Origin of the sequence: Roseovarius sp. EC-HK134 (assembly GCF_902498815.1) — a bacterium.
GTDB classification, from domain to species: Bacteria; Pseudomonadota; Alphaproteobacteria; order Rhodobacterales; family Rhodobacteraceae; genus Roseovarius; species Roseovarius mucosus_A.
This window is the reverse complement of sequence record NZ_LR701544.1, coordinates 578,139-596,339: the sequence shown is the minus strand read 5'-3', so window position 1 is coordinate 596,339 and position 18,201 is coordinate 578,139. Positions and strand designations below refer to the sequence as shown.

Here is an 18,201-nt window from a genome sequence, read left to right as displayed (position 1 = left end):
CCGGCCCGCTCATTCTGCCGCCACCCTTTGCATCGTCGCCACCGAGGCCACCTTGGCATCGACGATCTTGAGGGTGGCGCTGATCGCCCCCTTGCGGCCATCCTCATAGGTCACTTCGGTGGTGGTGTAGATTTCAGGCGACCCGTCATAGAGCGCGGTCAGCAGGTCATCGAATTTCTCAGAGATCACACCACGCCGCACCTTGCGAGTGCGCGTCATCTCGCCATCGTCGGCATCCAGTTCTTTGTGCAGCACGAGGAAGCGATGCACCTGGCAATGCGACAGCATGGGATCATCCGCGAGGCTGCGATTGACCTCTTCCACATGGGATTTGATCGTCTCCAACACCTTGGGATGCCCGGCCAATTCCTGATAGGACGCATAGCCGATATTATTCCGCTCGGCCCAATTTCCGACTGCTGTGAGGTCGATGTTGATAAAGGCGGTGCAGGCGTTGCGCCCGTTGCCAAAGACGACCGCCTCGAGAATATTCGGATAGAACTTGAGCTTGTTTTCCACATATTTGGGCGCGAACATCCGGCCATCAGCCATCTTGCCCACATCCTTGGCGCGGTCGATGATCCGTAGATGCCCACTGCCTTCCTCGAAAAATCCGGCATCACCGGTGGCAACCCAGCCTTCGGGGTCTTTGGTTGAGGCCGTGCTTTCAGGATTCTTGTAGTAATATTCAAACGTGCCCGCCGAGCGATAGAACACCTCGCCAGTGTCGCTGATACGGATTTCCACGCCGGGCGCGGGGACGCCAACCGTGTCAGAGCGCACTTCGCCATCGGGTTGCAGGGTGATAAACACCGAAGCCTCGGTTTGCCCGTAGAGTTGTTTGAGGTTGATGCCAAGCGAGCGGTAGAAATCGAAAATCTCCGGCCCAATCGCCTCACCCGCAGTATAGCCCACGCGCACGCGACCAAGGCCAAGCGTGTCCTTGAGTGGGCCATAGATAAAGAGATTCCCAAGCCGGTATTTGAGGCGGTCCAGACCGCTGACCGGCTTACCATCGAGGATCGCAGGGCCGACGCGGCGGGCATGGGACATGAAATGGTCAAAGAGCCATTTCTTGACGCGGCCCGCATCCTCCATCCGGATCATCACATTGGTCAACTGCGTCTCGAACACGCGGGGCGGCGCAAAGAAATAGGTGGGCCCAATTTCACGCAAGTCGGTCTGCATGGTCTCTGGGCTCTCAGGACAGTTGACACAAAACCCGCACCAATAGGCCTGCCCGATGGAGAAAATGAAATCGCCCACCCAAGCCATCGGCAGATAGGCCAGCACCTCTTCGTCCTTGGTCAGATGGTCAAACTCGGAAGACGATTTGGACGCCTCGATGATGTTGCGATTGCTCAGCACCACGCCCTTGGGCTTGCCCGTGGTGCCCGAGGTGTAAAGCATGACGCAAACACTGTCATAGGTCAGTTTCGCGCGTCGCGCCTTAAGATCTTCGATCCATTCGTAATAGGCGGCGCGGCCCTGCTCCTGAATGTCGATGAAGCGGTGCAACTTGTGGTGATCATATTTGCGCAGGCCGCGCGGATCGACATAGATCATATGCTCCAGTTGGTGCAGCCCCTCCTGCACCTCGATCAGCTTGTCGACCTGCTCTTGATCCTGAACGATGGCAAAGCGTGCCCCACAATGCTCCATCACATAGGCCATCTCGGGGGCGGCAGCATCTTGGTAGAGCGGAACGGGGATTGCACCGACAGATTGCGCCGCGACCATGGACCAGTAGAAATGCGGACGGTTGCGACCGATGACGGCGACGAAATCGCCCTCATTCACACCAAGATTGATGAGCCCGAGCGCAAGCGCCTCGATCTCCTTCTCGGCCTCGGCCCATGTCCAGCACTGCCAGATCCCATATTCCTTTTCGCGATAGGCCGGTCTATCGGCAAATCGCGTGGCGTTACGTTGCAAGAGCGCCGGAACGGAATCCATCCCGTCCGTCGCTTGTGACGGCTGTGCCAAGTTATATCCTCCCTTTGCTCGCCTGCGCGAACATCCGACCGCCTAGGGGCGATTCTTCTTCCCCCAGAGGGTGCGAGAATCACACTCGCCGTCAACTTTTTCCTGAACATTTCGCAATCCTTACGAATTGTAACAGGCCCAAGATTGGCCTTTGCGGACCGGTTTTCCGGTGTTAGCCAAGATGCGGGAGGAGACTGTAATGGGTACAAGCCGCGCCGATCATGACGCCATGACGATGGCCGGCCTGAACCTCATTCAGCAGGCGCTGACGATCTATGACCGGGATTTGCGCCTTGCGGTCTGCAACCGACGGTTTCAAGAAATGTTTGCCCTGCCTGATGTGCTGGTGACACCGGGCGCCGATTTCGCGGATACGATCCGCTATCTGGCAACGCGCGGCGATTATGGCGACGTGGGCGATGTGGAAGGATTCGTAACGACCCGCGTCGATATCGCCCGCGCGTTCGAGCCGCATTACATGGAGCGCACGCGCGCCAATGGCCGCACCATCAGCGTCGAGGGCACGCCGCTGCCGCAGGGGGGATGGGTCACGGTCTATACCGACATCACCCGTGCCAAACGACAAGAGGCGTTGTTGCGCGCCCGTTCAGAAGAGTTGTCCGATCAATTGGTCGGTTATTCAGAAGAGCTGTCTGCCACCAACCGACAGTTAGAGGCCACAATCACGGCCCTAGAAGAGGCCAAGCGCCAGATTTCCGAGGCCGAGGCCCGCACCAGAATGACCGCCGAAATGATGCCCGCCCATATCGCGCATGTCGGCCCAGACCGTTGCTATACCTATTCCAACCGGCGCCTGACCTCGGTCATGCCCGGATCACGCGCCGACCTGATCGGGGTGCACGCGGCGCAGGTGCTCGGACCACAGCCGTGGTCGATTATAGGTCCCGAATTGGACAAGGCCTATGCCGGACAGGCTTCGGTGTTCGAATTCACCCATGAGCCCAGTTCACGGCGCATCCGGGTCGCGCTGACCCCGGATCACACCAGTGGCGGGGTTTACATCCTGTCGATGGACATCACCGAAGAAAGCCAGACGCGCGCCGCCCTGCAACAGACGCGGCGGCGGGAAATGGCGGCACAACTCACTTCGGGCCTTGCGCATGATTTCTCAAACCTCTTGACGATCATCCTTGGGATGCAGTCGCGCCTTGGCCGCATGGGCCTAAAGCCCGAGGCGCAGGAATTGATCAACGCCACCCTCGCGGCGGCGCGGCGAGGTGGCGGGCTGCTCAATCGTATCGCCGACATGACCGGCCCGCGCGAGCATGAACCGGTGCCCACCGATCTTGCCGCCTTTCTCGACGATCTAGAGACACTGGCGCGCTCGGCCCTGCCCACGGGTATCGCTTTTGAGATCATCTGCGTCGGCCTTGCGGATCGCTATCTGCTGGATCCCGGCATGTTGCAGGACTCGCTGCTCAATCTGGTGCTGAACGCCCGCGATGCCTGCGCCGGAAGTGGTGCAATCACCCTTACAGCCCAGCCGGTGCAGGATACATGGCTCGAGCTTGCCGTGGACGACACCGGGCCCGGGTTCAGCCCCGAGGCGCTCAAACATGCGCTTGATCCGTTTTTCACCACGAAGGGTGGCGAGGGATCTGGGCTTGGCCTGCCCATGGTCTATGACATGACCAAGCTGGCGGGTGGGCGTATCCTAATGGGCAATACCGACACAGGCGGGCGCGTGGCGCTGCGCTTGCCCCTGCGCCGCGCGGCGGCGGCGCGTCCTCCGGGCCTTGTTCTTTTGGTCGAAGACAGCCCCGATCTGCGCTCTACCCTGCGCGATATGTTGCGGGGCGCAGGCCATAGCGTGATCGAGGCCGCCAGCGTGGACGAGGCCGCAGCGCTGATCGCCAATCTGCCGGAAATCTCGGCCGTTCTGTCGGATATCGTGCTTGAGGGCAATCGTACCGGGATTGATCTGGCGCGACTGCCCCGACGCGGTGATTGCGCGCTCGTGCTGATGACCTCGTTGCCCCCAGACGATCCGCTACACCGGCAAGCGGCAGACCTTGCCCCGGTGCTGCGCAAACCCTTTTCCGCCGCACAGCTTGACGCGGCCCTCAACACCGGAGCGCAGCCATGACAGCGCCGCTTGTGGCCATTCTTGATGATGAACCGGCGATCCGTTCAATGCTGGCGCAGGCGCTTTCCGAGGCGGGATTTCGCACCATGGCCTTTGGCCGCGCCACAGAGTTCGAGGCCGCCTTGCGCAGCACCACGCCCGATGTTTGCCTTGTCGATCTGTCGCTGCCAGATCGTGACGGGCTGAGCCTTGTGCATCGGTTGGCATTGGAGCAGGGGGCAACGGTGATCATCATCTCGGGCCGCGCACAGGTGCAGGACAGGGTGACAGGGCTGGAACTGGGCGCGGATGACTATATCATCAAACCGTTCGATCCCGCCGAAGTAGTGGCACGCGTCCGCGCCCGACTGCGCCGGGGCATTCCCAGTACACAAACCGGCGAGGTGGCGCGGTTCAACGGCTGGGTCGCACATTTTGACCGCTACATGCTTGAAGATGATACGGGAACGGAAACGCCCTTTTCCCATGCCGAAGGAGAGGTGCTGCGCCTCTTTCTGGAACGTCCCAAGCGCTTGATCTCCCGCCAGACAATGCAAGAGACGCTTGGCGGCGCGGCAGGCGAAAGCTTTGACCGCGCCATGGACGTGCGCATCTCGCGCCTGCGCACCAAACTGCGCGAAGACCCCAAGAACCCGCGCCTGATCAAAACGATCTATGGCGCGGGCTATATTTTTCTGGGGGATGTAAGTTGGGGCTAAGGCTCCGTTACGGGTGCCGCCCTTCCATGATCTGATTGGCAAAGCCGTGGTTGGTGTCACGGTGATGCGCCTCATCAGCACGCACAGCGATGACGACGTCGCGCAAGCGCGCGTCTTGGGACAGCTTCCAGTAGTCGATCGCGATTTGCGGTGCCGGCACATTGTCCTGCCGTCCGGCATCAATCTCTGCCAGATATTGCGTATAGCTGACCACCGCCTCTTCCTCGAGGTAGCCCACAATCCGATGCGCCGTGCGCGGAGCAAGGAGGTAGGTGAAGAAGAACACGTTATAGAAAATCGCCTGCGCTATCATGATCAACCACCGCTCGCCGCGTGACGGCTGCGCGATTTGGACAAAGGTCATCAAATGCATGCGCTCATTCTCGGCCTCATCTAGCAATTCGCGGATCCAACCCTGATCTTCGCGGATGTGCCGTAATGATTTGAGATGCTGCAAGAGCCCCCCCACCATCCCCGGCACGGCAGCCACAGTTTCAAGCACCACAGCACGATGCCCGTAGCGCTTTGAGAAAAAGGCGTCGGCAAAAACCCGCATGATTTTCACAATCCGCAGCGCGATCCGATCATGGATATCGCGCGGACTATGGTGAACCTCCAGTGTTGCGGTCTCGTCGGTCTCAAATTGCCTTTCGGGTCTCATCTTTCACTCCATTCATGGCTAACTGTCAGATGGGGATGAAAGATGACTCTTGAATGCGACATATCGTGCCGCCCACAAACGCGTCAAACGTCAGCCAGCGCGCTGCCCTAGGCCGTCGCCCTTCAGAATGCGTTCCAACCCAAGCCGCGTTTCCTTTGTCAATTCGATGGCTCCACGGGTGCAGACATCGGCGCAGAGGCCACATCGGCCGCAAGCGTCAATCGCGGTCACAACTGGCAAAACCTCTTTATCAAGGGCGACAATCGCCTTTGGGCACACCGCAACGCAATCGCCGCACCCCGTGCACATATCGGCCAGCCGCCATTCCCGCACCGTTCCGGGCGGGCGCGGCAAGACAGCATGACCTTCGGAACTTGGCAGGGAACGATCCCGCAATTCGTACCACATGGCCTCCAGCCTCCTCCGTCCAGACCGTCAAACCTCTCAACCTCGTCAAAATGAAAAAACAGGACGACCGACTCGCCCATGATGTAGATCAATCCATACTGCGGAAAAAATTTGATCTGTCACGCGGCGGCGCGGCGTTTGCGATACCACAGGGCGTATAGCGCTTGGATGTTCCTAACCTTTGCCGCCTGCGTTAGGTAAACTAAAGTCTTTTCAGGGTCAGAGAGGCGTTGTGATGGATGATTTTGCGAGCGATGTCAGCACCACCGGACGTATTGAACCGGGGGAAGCGTAACCGGCACCATTGACAACCAAGACGACCGCGATTGGTTCGCCATTAGCCTGCAAGAAGGCACCGCCTACAGGTTTGGTCTCAAAGGCGCGCCCTCGGGGCAAGGAACATTGCTCGATCCTTTTCTGGGGCTGTACGATGCGGATGGACACCCGCTTGTCCAACCGCTCGCAGCCGTCAATTTGATCGGCAGCGATGATGCCGAGACGCTGACAGGCGGCTTGGGGATGATGCGTTGTCGTGACTTGACGGCGATGGGGATGACAGTATCCGCGTCGGGCAGGGCAATGATTTCGTATCAGGCGGCGAGGGCGCAGATCGTATGTCTGGCGGCGCAGGCCGGGATATTGTCTTGGGTGGCTACGGCAACGACATGATCGGTGCCGGTTTTGACGCTGATCTTGTCCATGCCGGACGTGGTAACGACAGCGTTGGCGGCGGTTCCGGGGGTAACATCCTGTTTTTGATCGCGGGCAATGACACCCTCACCGGTGGCCAGTCTTCTGATGTGTTTGTCTTCAATACTGTCACTGCGGGCGAAATCGACACGATTACGGATTTCAATCCAATCGCATTTAACACCAGCGCTTTCTTTACTCCGCCATCAAGCCGGTTGCAGTTTCATAACGGCGGCGATCCTGACGAACTTGATCCGTTGACCGCACTCGCCAGTCTTGACATCAGCGACGCGGACACAGGCGCGACGATTGCGATCGCGGAACATACAGTTATTCTTGAGGGCGTTTTTGCCGCCGACATTTCGGTCGGAGATTTCATCTTTTTATAGGGTCCGATGGACGCGGGCATCTTGGAAAAACCCATGCTCCGGGTGCCAGCGCCGAACGGGGCGGATGTTGGCACTCACATGGTTTTCAGAGCCGGGGGAAACATCCGCTTTCGGGGCGCCGATTTTGGCGTTCATTGCCGTAACCATTCCCTGCCCCTGCGGGCAAGTGGCATGATCGCGGAATTTACTAGATTTAACTGGTGCTGCTGGGGAGGATTGAACTCCCGACCTCGTCATTACCAATGACGCGCTCTACCACTGAGCTACAGCAGCACGTGTGGCGCGCTGATTAGACGCTAATCGCTGATGGCGCAAGGGGTAACTGGACGGTTTTTCACACCTCCTGTAAGAGAGAGCCATGAGCAAAAAACAAACACCGGATAAAGGCGCGAAACAGAGCCCAAGCCGCGAGGACAGGCTGAAATCGGCGTTGAAGGCCAATCTCGCACGGCGTAAGGCGCAGGTACGCGCCAAGGCGGACGGCCTGTCCACGCCAAAGCCAACCGGTACAAAGGATGAGGGGTAGAGCAGATGGATTCGATCGTCGTCACAGGCAATGGGCCGCTTGAAGGACAAATTCCCATCGCGGGGGCCAAGAATGCCTGTCTGACGCTGATGCCCGCCACATTGCTCAGCGATGAGCCGTTGACCCTGACCAATGCGCCGCGTCTGTCGGATATCAAGACAATGACAACGCTGCTGCAATCCTTGGGCGCAGAGGTGGTGCAGATGCAGGGTGGTCAAGTTTTGGCGCTGTCGTCGCATAATCTGAACAACCACGTCGCCGACTATGACATCGTGCGCAAGATGCGGGCCTCGATCCTCGTGCTGGGGCCAATGCTGGCGCGGGATGGTCATGCTGTGGTCTCGCTGCCGGGCGGATGCGCCATCGGAGCGCGGCCCGTTGATCTGCATTTGCGCGCATTGGAGGCGATGGGTGCCGAACTTGACCTGCGCGAAGGCTATGTACATGCCAAGGCCCCCGGCGGCCTGAAGGGGGGAATGTTCGAATTCCCCATCGTCTCGGTCGGGGCCACGGAAAACGCCCTGATGGCGGCGACCTTGGCCAAAGGTACGACCGTGCTCAAGAATGCTGCGCGTGAGCCTGAGATCGTTGATCTGGCCCACTGCCTGCGCCGCATGGGCGCGCAAATCGAAGGCGAAGGCACAGGCACGATTACCATTCAGGGGGTAGACCGGCTGGGAGGTGCGACGCATCCCGTGGTGGTCGACCGGATCGAGCTTGGGACCTATATGTTGGCCCCGGCGATCTGCGGAGGTGAGGTAGAATGCCTCGGCGGACGGCGGGATCTTGTGGGCGCTTTTTGTGACAAACTTGAAGAGGCGGGCATCAGCGTCACCGAAACTGACGCGGGTCTCAAGGTCAGCCGCAAGAATGGCAAAGTGCGCGCTGTCGATGTAGTGACAGAGCCGTTTCCGGGTTTCCCCACAGACCTGCAAGCGCAGATGATGGCGCTGATGTGCACCGCCGAAGGCACCTCGGTACTGGAAGAGCGTATCTTTGAAAATCGCTTCATGCATGCACCGGAACTGATGCGGATGGGTGCGAAAATCGACGTGCATGGCGGCACCGCCACCGTAACCGGCATTGATCGCCTCAAGGGCGCGCCGGTGATGGCCACCGATCTGCGCGCCTCGGTGTCGCTCATTCTTGCGGGGCTGGCGGCAGAAGGCGAAACCATCGTCAACCGGGTGTATCACCTTGATCGCGGCTACGAGCGGGTCGAGGAAAAGCTGGGCAACGTCGGCGCCAAGATCGAAAGGATCAGTGGCAAATGACCGAAGACGCCAAATTCGAAGACGGGCGCGAAGCCCCTCTTAATCTGGGCGCGATAGAAGAGGACGACCTAAAGGTCATCTCATCGCTCGCACAAGACGCGGTCTTTCCTATCACCGAGATGACGTGGCGACCGGGCCAGCGGCGCTTTGGCCTTTTGCTCAACCGCTTTCGTTGGGAAGATCAGGGCCTTAAGCGACATGGGCCGGAGCGGGTGCAGGCGCTCTTGGTGGTGGACAATGTGCTGCGCGTGGCCAGCCAAGGCATCAACCGGCATGACAAAGACACGATCCTGTCGTTGCTCGCGATCACCTTTGAGCCGGGATCGGAGGGGGCGGGTCATGTGCTTTTGACGCTGGCGGGTGACGGCGCGTTGCGCCTGGAGGTCGAGGCGCTTGAAGTCACGCTCAAGGATGTGACGCGGCCCTACCGCGCGCCATCAGGCAAGGTGCCGCACCACGAGAGCTGAGACGCTTGGCATAGCGCAGAATTTGAGTATTTGGACCAAGAAGAAGACCGGGGCTTGAGACAGTGGCCACGCACCGCTATGTCCCCCGGCGAAAGGAACCGCAATGCCAATCACGCTTGACGCCACCGCGCCCGATTTCGAAGCCCGCTTTGCGGAGTTACTGAGCGCCAAACGCGAAGACAGTCCCGATGTAGACGATATCGTCGCGGGCATCATCGCGGATGTGCGGCAACGGGGGGATGCAGCAGTGATTGCATTGACCGAGCGCTTCGACCGTGTCGCGCTGACACCTGAAACGCTGCGCTTCTCGCCCGAGGAAATCGTGCAGCTTATTGGCGAAGTGCCCCCCGCTGAGCGGGACGCGCTGGAACTTGCGGCAGAGCGCATCCGCGCCTATCACGCGCGGCAGATGCCCGAGGATGCCAGCTGGACCGAAGAGAGCGGCGCGATGCTGGGCTGGCGTTGGACGCCGGTCTCGGCGGCGGGGCTTTATGTTCCCGGTGGCTTGGCCTCTTACCCTTCCTCCGTGCTGATGAACGCCATTCCCGCCAAGGTGGCTGGGGTGGAACGGCTGGCGATCGTCGTTCCCACGCCAGATGGCAAGGCGAACCCGCTGGTGCTTTTGGCCGCGCAGATCGCGGGCGTAGATGAAATATACCGCATCGGCGGCGCACAGGCGATTGCAGCGCTTGCCTATGGCACCGAGAGCATTGCCCCGGTGGACAAGATCACCGGACCCGGTAATGCCTTTGTCGCCGCCGCCAAGCGCCGGGTGTTTGGCAAAGTGGGCATCGACATGATCGCTGGTCCCTCGGAAATCCTTGTGATTGCGGACAGGGGGCAGAACCCAGACTGGATCGCGCTCGACATGCTGAGCCAAGCTGAGCATGACGAAAGCGCGCAAGCCATCCTGATCACGGATGATCCCAATTTGGCCGAAGCGGTCAGCGCCGCCATTGACCGCCACCTCGAAACGCTGGAACGGCGCGCCATCGCAGGGGCAAGCTGGCGCGACTACGGCGCGATTGTTCTGGTGCCCGACATGGCCACCGCAGCCACCCTCTCGAACCGCATTGCGCCAGAGCATTTGGAGCTGTGCGTGAGCGATCCTGACGCCTTGTCGGCGCAAATCACTCATGCCGGAGCGATATTTCTCGGGGCGTGGACGCCTGAGGCGATCGGCGATTACGTCGGTGGCCCCAATCACGTTTTGCCGACTGCGCGCTCGGCCCGGTTCTCGTCTGGTCTGTCGGTCATGGATTTCCTAAAGCGCACCACTTTGGCCCGGATGACACCGGAAGCCCTGCGCGCCATTGGCCCCGCCGCCGAAACCCTGGCCATCTCCGAGAGCCTTGAGGCGCATGGCCTGTCGGTGCGGGCAAGATTGGACCATCTCAACGGCTGAAACGGCGACAAAACCCATATTACGAGCGTGACATCGCCAAACTTGCGGAATGGGGTTGCAATCTTGCCGTGCACTTGCCGTGTGGTTAGCTTAGTGAGGCTGAGCGGTGCAAATTGATCTTCTTGGGAAGAGTGTTCATGAGTGGTGTGTCCATAGAAATCCGCACAGACGCCGAACTCTCTGAAATTCTCGCCCCAGATGAACAGGTCTTGTGGAGCGGGCGGCCAGATTTTGGACGTGGATTTTTTCAGCCAATCGGCGCAGAGCGGACCTATGACATCGCCATGTGCATTGGTGCCTTGGTGATGTGGGGCACCGTTCCTTATATCGCCTCTACCACGGACCATGAACTGCTGAACGTCTATGTCGTCTATGGTGTGACGTCACTGGTCTTTATGTTGGTCGCGTTCGTGATGGCTTCCAACCGGCAGTATGTCCTTTGCAACTTGATTTACTTTATCACGACCAAGCGGGCGATCCTTTGTCGCCGTGGGCGAAATTGGCGATTTAGCGTCCGGCTCTATGTCCTTTCCAATCCACATTCTCCCACATATCCGTATGAAATCAGCCCGACGCGTCCATATCCGTCACTAAAGATCGGCGCATTGCATGACGAACAGGAAATCCAACCGCTCGGTCTTGGTTTATCGCATCCAGGTCAGCCGCCCCATTGGGGGAAACATACCCTGCCTGTCGCTTTCGAGCAGGTTGCCGAAGCCAATGATGTGTTGGACAGCATTACGTCCTGCACGCGAGCGAAAACCTAAGACCAACAATAAGAGCTTGTACCGATGGCCACGATAAAATCCTCCGCGTGATGCGCTGACCCGTTGGTATTTGCCCAATCTTGCGGAATTGGCCGCGACACTTTCGCCAGTCCAGTGCGTGAACTCCGTGTTAGCGGCGGTTTGGTGCTTACAGGTCCGAAACTGCCCCTTTCGCCCCTGCGGCACGCCCACTATAAGGACAGATGCCCCGGACCCCCGAGTCGCGGGGCTCATCATTATTTCGGGCGACAGGGCACAGGCGCATATGTCTATATTTGATAGGATTCCCAGTCTGTTTTCATCAGACATGGCGATTGACCTGGGCACGGCCAACACGCTGGTTTACGTCAAGGGGCGCGGGATCATCCTGAGCGAGCCTTCGGTTGTTGCCTATCACGTCAAGGACGGAGTTCGCAAAGTGCTGGCCGTGGGCGAGGATGCCAAGCTGATGCTGGGGCGGACCCCCGGCAGCATCGAGGCCATCAGGCCGATGCGCGAAGGTGTGATCGCCGACTTTGACACCGCCGAAGCGATGATCAAGCATTTCATCCGCAAGGTGCACAAGCGTTCAACCTTTTCCAAGCCTAAGATCATCGTCTGCGTGCCCCATGGTGCGACACCTGTGGAAAAGCGCGCGATCCGGCAATCAGTGCTCTCTGCGGGCGCGCGCCGGGCGGGTTTGATCGCAGAACCCATTGCCGCCGCTATTGGTGCCGGCATGCCGATCACAGATCCCACCGGGAACATGGTGGTTGATATCGGCGGCGGCACGACCGAGGTCGCGGTGCTCAGCCTTGGCGATATCGTCTATGCGCGCTCGGTGCGTGTTGGGGGCGACCGGATGGACGAGGCGATCATCAACTATCTGCGTCGCCAGCAAAACCTGCTGGTGGGTGAATCCACGGCTGAGCGGATCAAGACCAGCATCGGCACGGCCCGTATGCCCGACGACGGGCGCGGCACGTCGATGCATGTGCGCGGGCGTGACCTGCTCAATGGCGTGCCCAAGGAAATCGAGATCAGCCAAGCGCAGATCGCCGAGGCGCTTGCCGAACCCGTACAACAGATTTGCGAGGCGGTGATGACCGCGCTTGAGGCGACACCGCCCGATCTGGCGGCGGATATCGTAGACCGTGGCGTGATGCTGACCGGCGGGGGCGCGCTTTTGGGCGATCTTGATCTGGCGCTGCGCGAACAAACCGGGCTGGCCGTATCCATTGCGGATGACAGTCTCAATTGCGTGGCACTTGGCACTGGCAAAGCGCTTGAGTTTGAAAAGCAGTTGCGCCACGCGATTGACTACGACAGCTGAACCACCCACCTTTGCCTAAAAGGGGGATTTCGTGGCGAGAGACCGCGGACAAGGCGAGGATTACAGTGGCCCGCTGAAGCGCCTGCTTCTGGGGGTCCTCCTGTTGTGTCTGCTCGGCATCTTCCTGGTCTGGCGGATCGACAGCCCGCGGGTCGAAAGATTTCGCGCGCAGGTGGTGGATCGGGTCGTGCCCTCATTCGACTGGGCGATGGCACCGGTCACCGGGGCGGTGAATATCTTGCGCGATTTCCAGAGCTATCAGCGCATGTATCAGCAAAATCAGGATCTACGCCGCGAGTTGCAACAGATGAAAGCGTGGAAAGAGGCCGCGCTGCAGCTGGAGCAGGAAAACGCGCGCCTCTTGGACCTCAACAATGTGCAACTTGACCCGCGCCTGACATTTGTGACGGGCGTGGTCATGGCCGACAGCGGGTCGCCCTTTCGGCAATCCGTATTGATCAACGTGGGCGCGCGCGATGGCATCAAGGATGGCTGGGCGGCGATGGACGGTCTGGGGCTGGTGGGGCGGATTTCCGGCGTCGGGCGGAACACTGCGCGGGTAATCCTGCTGACCGACACCTCGAGCCGTATCCCCGTCACGATCCAGCCCTCGGGACAGCGTGCGTTGATCATTGGCGACAATTCCATCGCACCGGTGGTTGATTTCGTTGAAGCCCCGGATCAGGTACGCCCCGGCGATCGGGTGCTGACCTCGGGCGATGGCGGGGTGTTTCCGGCGGGCTTGCTGGTCGGTCAATTGGCCGAAGATCCCGGCGGGCGGATGCGCGTGCGGATCTCCGCAGATTACGAGCGGCTGGAATTTCTGCGCGTGCTGCGCAGTTACGAGAACGAGCGCCTGACCGACCCCGGACGGCTGATTTCCCCATCAAGCCTGCCCGGCAGCGAGAATCCCGAGACCGCCCCAGATGCGACCGAAGCGGCGGAGGCTGAGAATGGTTGATGCGCTCTTGCCTCGTTCCTGGGTCATGCGTGCGCTTTATCTGGCGCTTTGTATTGCCCTTCTGTTTCTGCATCTTTTGCCGTTGGCGCATACGCCGCCGAAATGGGCCGGGCCCGATCTGGTGATGGCGCTGACCTTTGCTTGGGCGGTGCGCCGACCTGACTATGTGCCGGTGCTGTTGGTTGGACTGGTGGCACTTGGACTTGATCTTATGTTGCAGCGCCCACCGGGCCTGTGGGCGGCACTGATGGTGATCGGCACGCAGACCCTACGCAATCGTGCATCCGCATTGCGCGATCTGACATTTGCGGCAGAATGGGCCTCGGTCGCCAGTTCCATGATCGTGATGACCGTGGCCAACCGCGTTATCCTGGCCATTCTGATGGTGGATCAGGCACCGCTCGGTCTGAGCCTCATGCAACTGATGTCTACCTTGATCGCCTATCCTGCCATCGCCTTTCTGTCACATGCCCTGTTTGGTGTGCGGAAACGTGCGCCCGGTGATCTTGATCCTGCGGGGATGCGGCCATGAGGCGCCCGCCCCGCGATACCGCCGAGAGCCAGCGTCGGATCACCCGGCGCGGGCTGGTCGTGGGCGGGCTACAACTGGGCGTGATGGGCGCGCTTGCGCTGCGCATGCGGTATATGCAGTTGGAACAGGCCGATCAGTTCCGCCTCTTGGCTGACGAGAACCGCATCAACATTCAACTGATCCCCCCCACGCGCGGGCGGATTTTTGACCGCGAAGGTCGGATCATCGCCGAGAATGTGCCCAGCTACAGGATCACCATGATCCGCGAACAGGCGCGGGACGTGGACGAGGTGATCGCCCGCCTGGCGCGTTTGGTCGAGTTGGACCCCGGAGAGCTGGAAAAGGCCCGTCGCGAGTTAAAAGAGCTGCGTGGCGATACCCCTGTGACAGTGGCAGATCGTGTCACCTGGGAGGATATCAGCCGGGTTGCGGTCAACGCCCCTGCTTTACCCGGTGTTCATCCAGAGGTGGGGCTGTCTCGCCGCTATCCGCTGCGGGATGATCATGCCCATGTGGTGGGCTATGTCGGGCCAGTCAGCGACCGCGATCTGGATCGGATCGACGCGCCAGAACAGCTTTTGCGCTTGCCTCGTTTCCAGATCGGCAAGATCGGGCTTGAAGCGCAGCGTGAGAACCTCTTGCGTGGCTCTGCGGGCACGCGACGGGTTGAGGTGAACGCCGCCGGGCGCGTGATGCGCGAATTGGACCGCCAAGAGGGGCAACCCGGCTCGGATATCCAATTGACGCTCGACAACGAATTGCAAACCTATGCCAATGCCCGCCTAGATGGCGAGAGCGCCGCCGTGGTGATGATCGACTGTGAGACAGGCGATATTCTGGCCTGTGCCTCTTCGCCCAGCTACGATCCCAACCTCTTTGTGCGTGGTATCTCGGTTGCGGATTATCGCGCCTTGCTGGACGATCCCTATCGCCCCCTGCCCAACAAGGCAGTGCAGGGCATCTATCCTCCGGGCTCTACCTTTAAGATGGTGACAGCGCTTGCGGCGCTTGAGGCGGGGGATGTCTCGCTTCAGGATACGGTCTATTGCCCCGGCCATCTGGAAATCAGTGGCCGCCGCTTTCACTGTTGGAAACGCGGCGGGCACGGCAACATGGACCTCCACCTTTCGTTGCGCGAAAGTTGCGACGTCTATTACTACGAACTCGCCCTGCGGACCGGTATCGAGAATATCAGCGCGATGGCCGAGAGGCTTGGTCTTGGGGTGCAGTTCGACCTACCCATGACCAGTGTTGCCAAAGGGTTAGCACCGACCCGCGAATGGAAAGTGGCCAATCGTGGCGAGCCGTGGGTTGTGGGGGACAGCGCCAATGCCTCGATCGGACAGGGATTCGTGCTGGCCTCGCCGCTGCAACTGGCGGTAATGACCGCACGTTTGGCCACCAGCCGAAGCGTGACGCCCCGACTGGTCAAATCCATCGACGGGGTCGAGCAGCCCTCAGGCCATGGCGAGCCTATGGGCCTGAACGAGAACCTTCTGCGCGAGGTGCGGCGCGCGATGTATGCCGTCACCAACAGCAACCGTGGCACCGCCTATCGCAGCCGCATCATCGAGGATGCCTTTCGCCTTGCGGGTAAGACCGGCACAAGCCAGGTGCGCAACATCTCGACCGGTGAGCGGGCGACAGGCGTGCTCAGCAACGATGCCCTGCCCCGCGAACAGCGCGATCACGCGCTTTTTGTCAGCTTTGCACCCTATGATGCCCCAAAATATGCCGTGGCAGTTGTGGTGGAACATGGCGGCGGCGGTTCAACGGCGGCAGCACCGATTGCCCGCGACATCACCCTTCAAGCGCTCTATGGCGAGGACCCACCGCTGGCCGCCTATCCCGAGGCAGACCGCCCCCGGATCAAGGCACAACAGGAAAAACTGCGCGCGGCCCGCTCTCGACCGACACCAGAGGACAGCGACCGCGCATGAGCTATCTCGAGCACTCCATCAAGACAGCCCCGTCTGGCGCACGCAAGATCCTGTACCTCAACTGGCCACTGGTGCTCTTGCTCTGCACTGTTGCGGGCGTGGGATTTCTGATGCTCTACTCGGTTGCGGGCGGGAACCTGTCAATCTGGGCAGAGCCGCAAATGAAACGCTTTGCCCTCGGGTTGGCGGTGATGCTGATCGTGGCGATGGTCCCAATCTGGTTCTGGCGGAACATGTCGCTGCTTGCCTATCTCATTTCCCTGGCCCTGTTGATTGCCGTGGCGCTGGTCGGGGTGGAGGGCAAGGGCGCACAGCGCTGGATCGACCTTGGGTTTATGCGACTTCAGCCCTCGGAGCTGGTCAAGATCACGCTCGTGATGCTATTGGCCGCCTATTACGATTGGTTGCCGATGTCGCGGGTATCGCGGCCCATTTGGGTGTTGATCCCGGTGGGGCTGATCCTGACCCCGGTGGCTCTCGTGCTGCGTCAGCCTGACCTTGGCACCTCGATCCTGCTGTTGGCGGCAGGAGGGGTGGTTATGTTTGTGGCGGGGGTGCATTGGGCCTATTTCGCCACGGTCATCCTCGCGGTGGTCGCGCTTGTGTTTGCAGTGTTCGAAAGCCGCGGCACAGATTGGCAACTGCTTGAAAATTATCAATATCGCCGGATCGACACCTTTCTCAATCCCGACAATGATCCACTTGGCGCGGGCTATCACATCACCCAATCCAAGATCGCGCTTGGCTCTGGCGGCTGGACCGGGCGGGGCTTTATGCAGGGTACGCAATCGCGGCTCAACTTTCTGCCAGAGAAGCATACGGACTTTATCTTCGTGACCCTAGCCGAGGAATTCGGTTTTATCGGCGGGATTTCCATTCTGGGACTTTATACGCTGATCCTTGTGTTCTGCGTCTCTGCGGCATTCAGCAACAAGGACCGCTATTCATCCCTGCTCATTCTCGGGGTCGCGATGACGTTTTTTCTGTTCTTCGCCGTTAATATGGCGATGGTCATGGGCCTTATGCCCGTGGTCGGGGTGCCGCTGCCACTGGTCAGCTATGGCGGATCGGCGATGCTTGTGCTCATGGTCGGTTTTGGCCTTGTCCAGAGCGCGCATATTCACAAACCAAGGTAGGACAAATGACACCCAATATTCTTTTTGCTGCTCGGCCCGAGCAGTGGGACATCTATGAAAACCCTTTGAAATCAGCCCTCTCTGAGGCAGGTGTCACGGCGAACCTCGCGCTTGATCTGCCCCCCGAAGAGGTGGACTACATGATCTACGCGCCCAATAGCGCAGTGCAGGATTTTACCCCCTATACGCGCCTCAAGGCGGTTCTGAACCTCTGGGCTGGGGTAGAGAATATCGTTGGAAATCAAACGCTAAAGGTTCCGTTGGCGCGGATGGTCGATCATGGGCTGACGCAAGGGATGGTGGAATGGGTCACGGGCCATGTGCTGCGGCATCATCTGGGGATGGATGCGCATATTCTTGGGCAGGACGGGGTCTGGCGCAAGACCATCCCCCCTCTGGCCGAGGATCGCCCGGTTACCGTGTTGGGGCTGGGCGTTCTGGGGCAGGCCTGCGCCAAGGCGCTGCGCGGTCTTGGGTTTCCGGTTACGGGCTGGAGCAGAAGCCCGCGCGAGGTGTCGGACATCGCCTGTCTTTCGGGGGATGATGGGCTGATCAAGGCGTTGCAAAGCGCTGAAATTCTTGTGCTTTTGCTGCCTTTGACAGCTGAGACCGAAAACCTTTTAAATGCCGAACGGCTGGCCCTTCTGCCAGAGGGCGCGATGATCGTGAACCCTGGACGCGGGCCACTGATAGACGATGATGCGCTTTTGGCTGCGTTGGACGCAGGGCATATCGGACATGCCACGCTGGATGTGTTCCGGGTGGAGCCGTTGCCGCCCGCGCATCCCTATTGGGCGCATCCACGTGTGACGGTAACGCCGCATATCGCCTCTGAAACGCGGGCCATCACGGCGGCGCGGGTGATCATCGAGAATGTCCGGCGCGGTGAGGCAGGTGAGCCGTTCTTGCATCTGGTGGATCGCAGCAAAGGGTATTGAACCC

General features: G+C 60.0%; 17 protein-coding genes, 1 tRNA gene and 1 pseudogene. 15 read left to right on the top strand and 4 right to left on the bottom strand.

Going from position 1 to position 18,201, the window contains the following annotated elements; genetic code table 11:
• Window positions 1–9: 9 nt before the first annotated feature.
• Entirely contained in the window at window positions 10–1,956 is a 1,947-nt protein-coding gene (locus GC127_RS06895) for an AMP-binding protein (protein WP_151979660.1), read from the bottom strand.
• 229 nt (window positions 1,957–2,185) lie between these two features.
• Here GC127_RS06895 and GC127_RS06890 point away from each other — a divergent pair, with 229 nt between their 5' ends.
• Both GC127_RS06890 and GC127_RS06885 read left to right on the top strand, forming a co-directional pair.
• The gene (locus GC127_RS06890) at window positions 2,186–4,093 is read left to right on the top strand and encodes a PAS-domain containing protein (RefSeq protein ID WP_008279183.1); all 1,908 of its coding nucleotides are present in this window, start codon (window positions 2,186–2,188) and stop codon (window positions 4,091–4,093) included.
• A complete protein-coding gene (locus GC127_RS06885; protein ID WP_008279184.1) occupies window positions 4,090–4,791 on the top strand; it encodes a response regulator transcription factor in 702 nt (233 codons plus the stop codon). The genes GC127_RS06890 and GC127_RS06885 overlap by 4 nt, the downstream gene beginning before the upstream one ends.
• Before the next feature lie 7 nt (window positions 4,792–4,798).
• Here the strand turns inward: GC127_RS06885 and GC127_RS06880 are convergent, their stop codons facing one another.
• Both GC127_RS06880 and GC127_RS06875 read right to left on the bottom strand, forming a co-directional pair.
• Complete coding sequence (locus GC127_RS06880) at window positions 4,799–5,452, bottom strand: alternative oxidase (protein WP_008279185.1); 654 nt, start codon at window positions 5,450–5,452, stop codon at window positions 4,799–4,801.
• A gap of 90 nt (window positions 5,453–5,542) precedes the next feature.
• Window positions 5,543–5,860, bottom strand: coding sequence for a 4Fe-4S dicluster domain-containing protein (locus GC127_RS06875; RefSeq protein WP_008279186.1), 318 nt, complete (start codon window positions 5,858–5,860; stop codon window positions 5,543–5,545).
• A gap of 554 nt (window positions 5,861–6,414) precedes the next feature.
• Between GC127_RS06875 and GC127_RS23235 the strand changes: the two are divergent.
• Both GC127_RS23235 and GC127_RS06865 read left to right on the top strand, forming a co-directional pair.
• Window positions 6,415–6,492, top strand: a pseudogene (locus tag GC127_RS23235) (calcium-binding protein); the annotation flags it as partial.
• Complete coding sequence (locus tag GC127_RS06865) at window positions 6,475–6,939, top strand: calcium-binding protein (protein ID WP_151977227.1); 465 nt, start codon at window positions 6,475–6,477, stop codon at window positions 6,937–6,939. The pseudogene GC127_RS23235 and the gene GC127_RS06865, both read left to right, overlap by 18 nt.
• 198 nt (window positions 6,940–7,137) lie before the next feature.
• Here GC127_RS06865 and GC127_RS06860 read toward each other — a convergent pair.
• A tRNA-Thr gene (locus GC127_RS06860) sits at window positions 7,138–7,212 on the bottom strand.
• Window positions 7,213–7,297: 85 nt separating this feature from the next.
• Between GC127_RS06860 and GC127_RS22765 the strand changes: the two genes are divergently transcribed.
• From GC127_RS22765 to GC127_RS06810, 11 genes are all read left to right on the top strand, one after another.
• Window positions 7,298–7,465, top strand: a complete 168-nt coding sequence (locus GC127_RS22765; protein ID WP_008279228.1) for a hypothetical protein — start codon at window positions 7,298–7,300, stop codon at window positions 7,463–7,465.
• 5 nt (window positions 7,466–7,470) lie between these two features.
• Complete coding sequence (gene murA / locus GC127_RS06855; protein ID WP_008279229.1) at window positions 7,471–8,739, top strand: UDP-N-acetylglucosamine 1-carboxyvinyltransferase; 1,269 nt, start codon at window positions 7,471–7,473, stop codon at window positions 8,737–8,739.
• Window positions 8,736–9,206, top strand: a complete 471-nt coding sequence (locus GC127_RS06850; protein WP_008279230.1) for a DUF2948 family protein — start codon at window positions 8,736–8,738, stop codon at window positions 9,204–9,206. Before murA ends, GC127_RS06850 begins: the two co-directional genes overlap by 4 nt.
• 103 nt (window positions 9,207–9,309) lie before the next feature.
• Window positions 9,310–10,611, top strand: coding sequence for a histidinol dehydrogenase (hisD, locus tag GC127_RS06845; RefSeq protein WP_151977225.1), 1,302 nt, complete (start codon window positions 9,310–9,312; stop codon window positions 10,609–10,611).
• A 137-nt stretch (window positions 10,612–10,748) separates the two neighbouring features.
• Complete coding sequence (locus GC127_RS06840; protein ID WP_151977223.1) at window positions 10,749–11,378, top strand: hypothetical protein; 630 nt, start codon at window positions 10,749–10,751, stop codon at window positions 11,376–11,378.
• Window positions 11,379–11,643: 265 nt separating this feature from the next.
• Entirely contained in the window at window positions 11,644–12,690 is a 1,047-nt protein-coding gene (locus tag GC127_RS06835) for a rod shape-determining protein (protein ID WP_037245879.1), read from the top strand.
• A 31-nt stretch (window positions 12,691–12,721) separates the two neighbouring features.
• A complete protein-coding gene (gene mreC / locus GC127_RS06830) occupies window positions 12,722–13,651 on the top strand; it encodes a rod shape-determining protein MreC (protein WP_008279233.1) in 930 nt (309 codons plus the stop codon).
• Window positions 13,644–14,183 carry a rod shape-determining protein MreD gene (locus GC127_RS06825; RefSeq protein WP_199861206.1) on the top strand — a complete coding sequence of 180 codons (540 nt, stop codon included), beginning with the start codon at window positions 13,644–13,646 and terminating at the stop codon, window positions 14,181–14,183. The genes mreC and GC127_RS06825 overlap by 8 nt, the downstream gene beginning before the upstream one ends.
• On the top strand, window positions 14,180–16,123 hold the full coding sequence (mrdA, locus tag GC127_RS06820; protein WP_008279235.1) for a penicillin-binding protein 2: 1,944 nt from the start codon (window positions 14,180–14,182) through the stop codon (window positions 16,121–16,123). The genes GC127_RS06825 and mrdA overlap by 4 nt, the downstream gene beginning before the upstream one ends.
• Window positions 16,120–17,259, top strand: a complete 1,140-nt coding sequence (gene rodA / locus GC127_RS06815; RefSeq protein WP_008279236.1) for a rod shape-determining protein RodA — start codon at window positions 16,120–16,122, stop codon at window positions 17,257–17,259. Before mrdA ends, rodA begins: the two co-directional genes overlap by 4 nt.
• 5 nt (window positions 17,260–17,264) lie before the next feature.
• Window positions 17,265–18,197, top strand: coding sequence for a glyoxylate/hydroxypyruvate reductase A (locus GC127_RS06810; RefSeq protein WP_151977221.1), 933 nt, complete (start codon window positions 17,265–17,267; stop codon window positions 18,195–18,197).
• Window positions 18,198–18,201 lie beyond the last annotated feature (4 nt).

Excerpts from the sequence above, each read along its gene's own strand:
- GC127_RS06895 (WP_151979660.1), bottom strand. The coding sequence starts at position 1,956 with ATGGATTCCGTTCCGGCGCTCTTGCAACGTAACGCCACGCGATTTGCC.
- GC127_RS06890 (WP_008279183.1), top strand. The coding sequence starts at position 2,186 with ATGGGTACAAGCCGCGCCGATCATGACGCCATGACGATGGCCGGCCTG.
- GC127_RS06885 (WP_008279184.1), top strand. The coding sequence starts at position 4,090 with ATGACAGCGCCGCTTGTGGCCATTCTTGATGATGAACCGGCGATCCGT.
- GC127_RS06880 (WP_008279185.1), bottom strand. The coding sequence starts at position 5,452 with ATGAGACCCGAAAGGCAATTTGAGACCGACGAGACCGCAACACTGGAG.
- GC127_RS06875 (WP_008279186.1), bottom strand. The coding sequence starts at position 5,860 with ATGTGGTACGAATTGCGGGATCGTTCCCTGCCAAGTTCCGAAGGTCAT.
- GC127_RS06865 (WP_151977227.1), top strand. The coding sequence starts at position 6,475 with ATGTCTGGCGGCGCAGGCCGGGATATTGTCTTGGGTGGCTACGGCAAC.
- GC127_RS22765 (WP_008279228.1), top strand. The coding sequence starts at position 7,298 with ATGAGCAAAAAACAAACACCGGATAAAGGCGCGAAACAGAGCCCAAGC.
- murA (WP_008279229.1), top strand. The coding sequence starts at position 7,471 with ATGGATTCGATCGTCGTCACAGGCAATGGGCCGCTTGAAGGACAAATT.
- GC127_RS06850 (WP_008279230.1), top strand. The coding sequence starts at position 8,736 with ATGACCGAAGACGCCAAATTCGAAGACGGGCGCGAAGCCCCTCTTAAT.
- hisD (WP_151977225.1), top strand. The coding sequence starts at position 9,310 with ATGCCAATCACGCTTGACGCCACCGCGCCCGATTTCGAAGCCCGCTTT.
- GC127_RS06840 (WP_151977223.1), top strand. The coding sequence starts at position 10,749 with ATGAGTGGTGTGTCCATAGAAATCCGCACAGACGCCGAACTCTCTGAA.
- GC127_RS06835 (WP_037245879.1), top strand. The coding sequence starts at position 11,644 with ATGTCTATATTTGATAGGATTCCCAGTCTGTTTTCATCAGACATGGCG.
- GC127_RS06825 (WP_199861206.1), top strand. The coding sequence starts at position 13,644 with ATGGTTGATGCGCTCTTGCCTCGTTCCTGGGTCATGCGTGCGCTTTAT.
- mrdA (WP_008279235.1), top strand. The coding sequence starts at position 14,180 with ATGAGGCGCCCGCCCCGCGATACCGCCGAGAGCCAGCGTCGGATCACC.
- rodA (WP_008279236.1), top strand. The coding sequence starts at position 16,120 with ATGAGCTATCTCGAGCACTCCATCAAGACAGCCCCGTCTGGCGCACGC.
- GC127_RS06810 (WP_151977221.1), top strand. The coding sequence starts at position 17,265 with ATGACACCCAATATTCTTTTTGCTGCTCGGCCCGAGCAGTGGGACATC.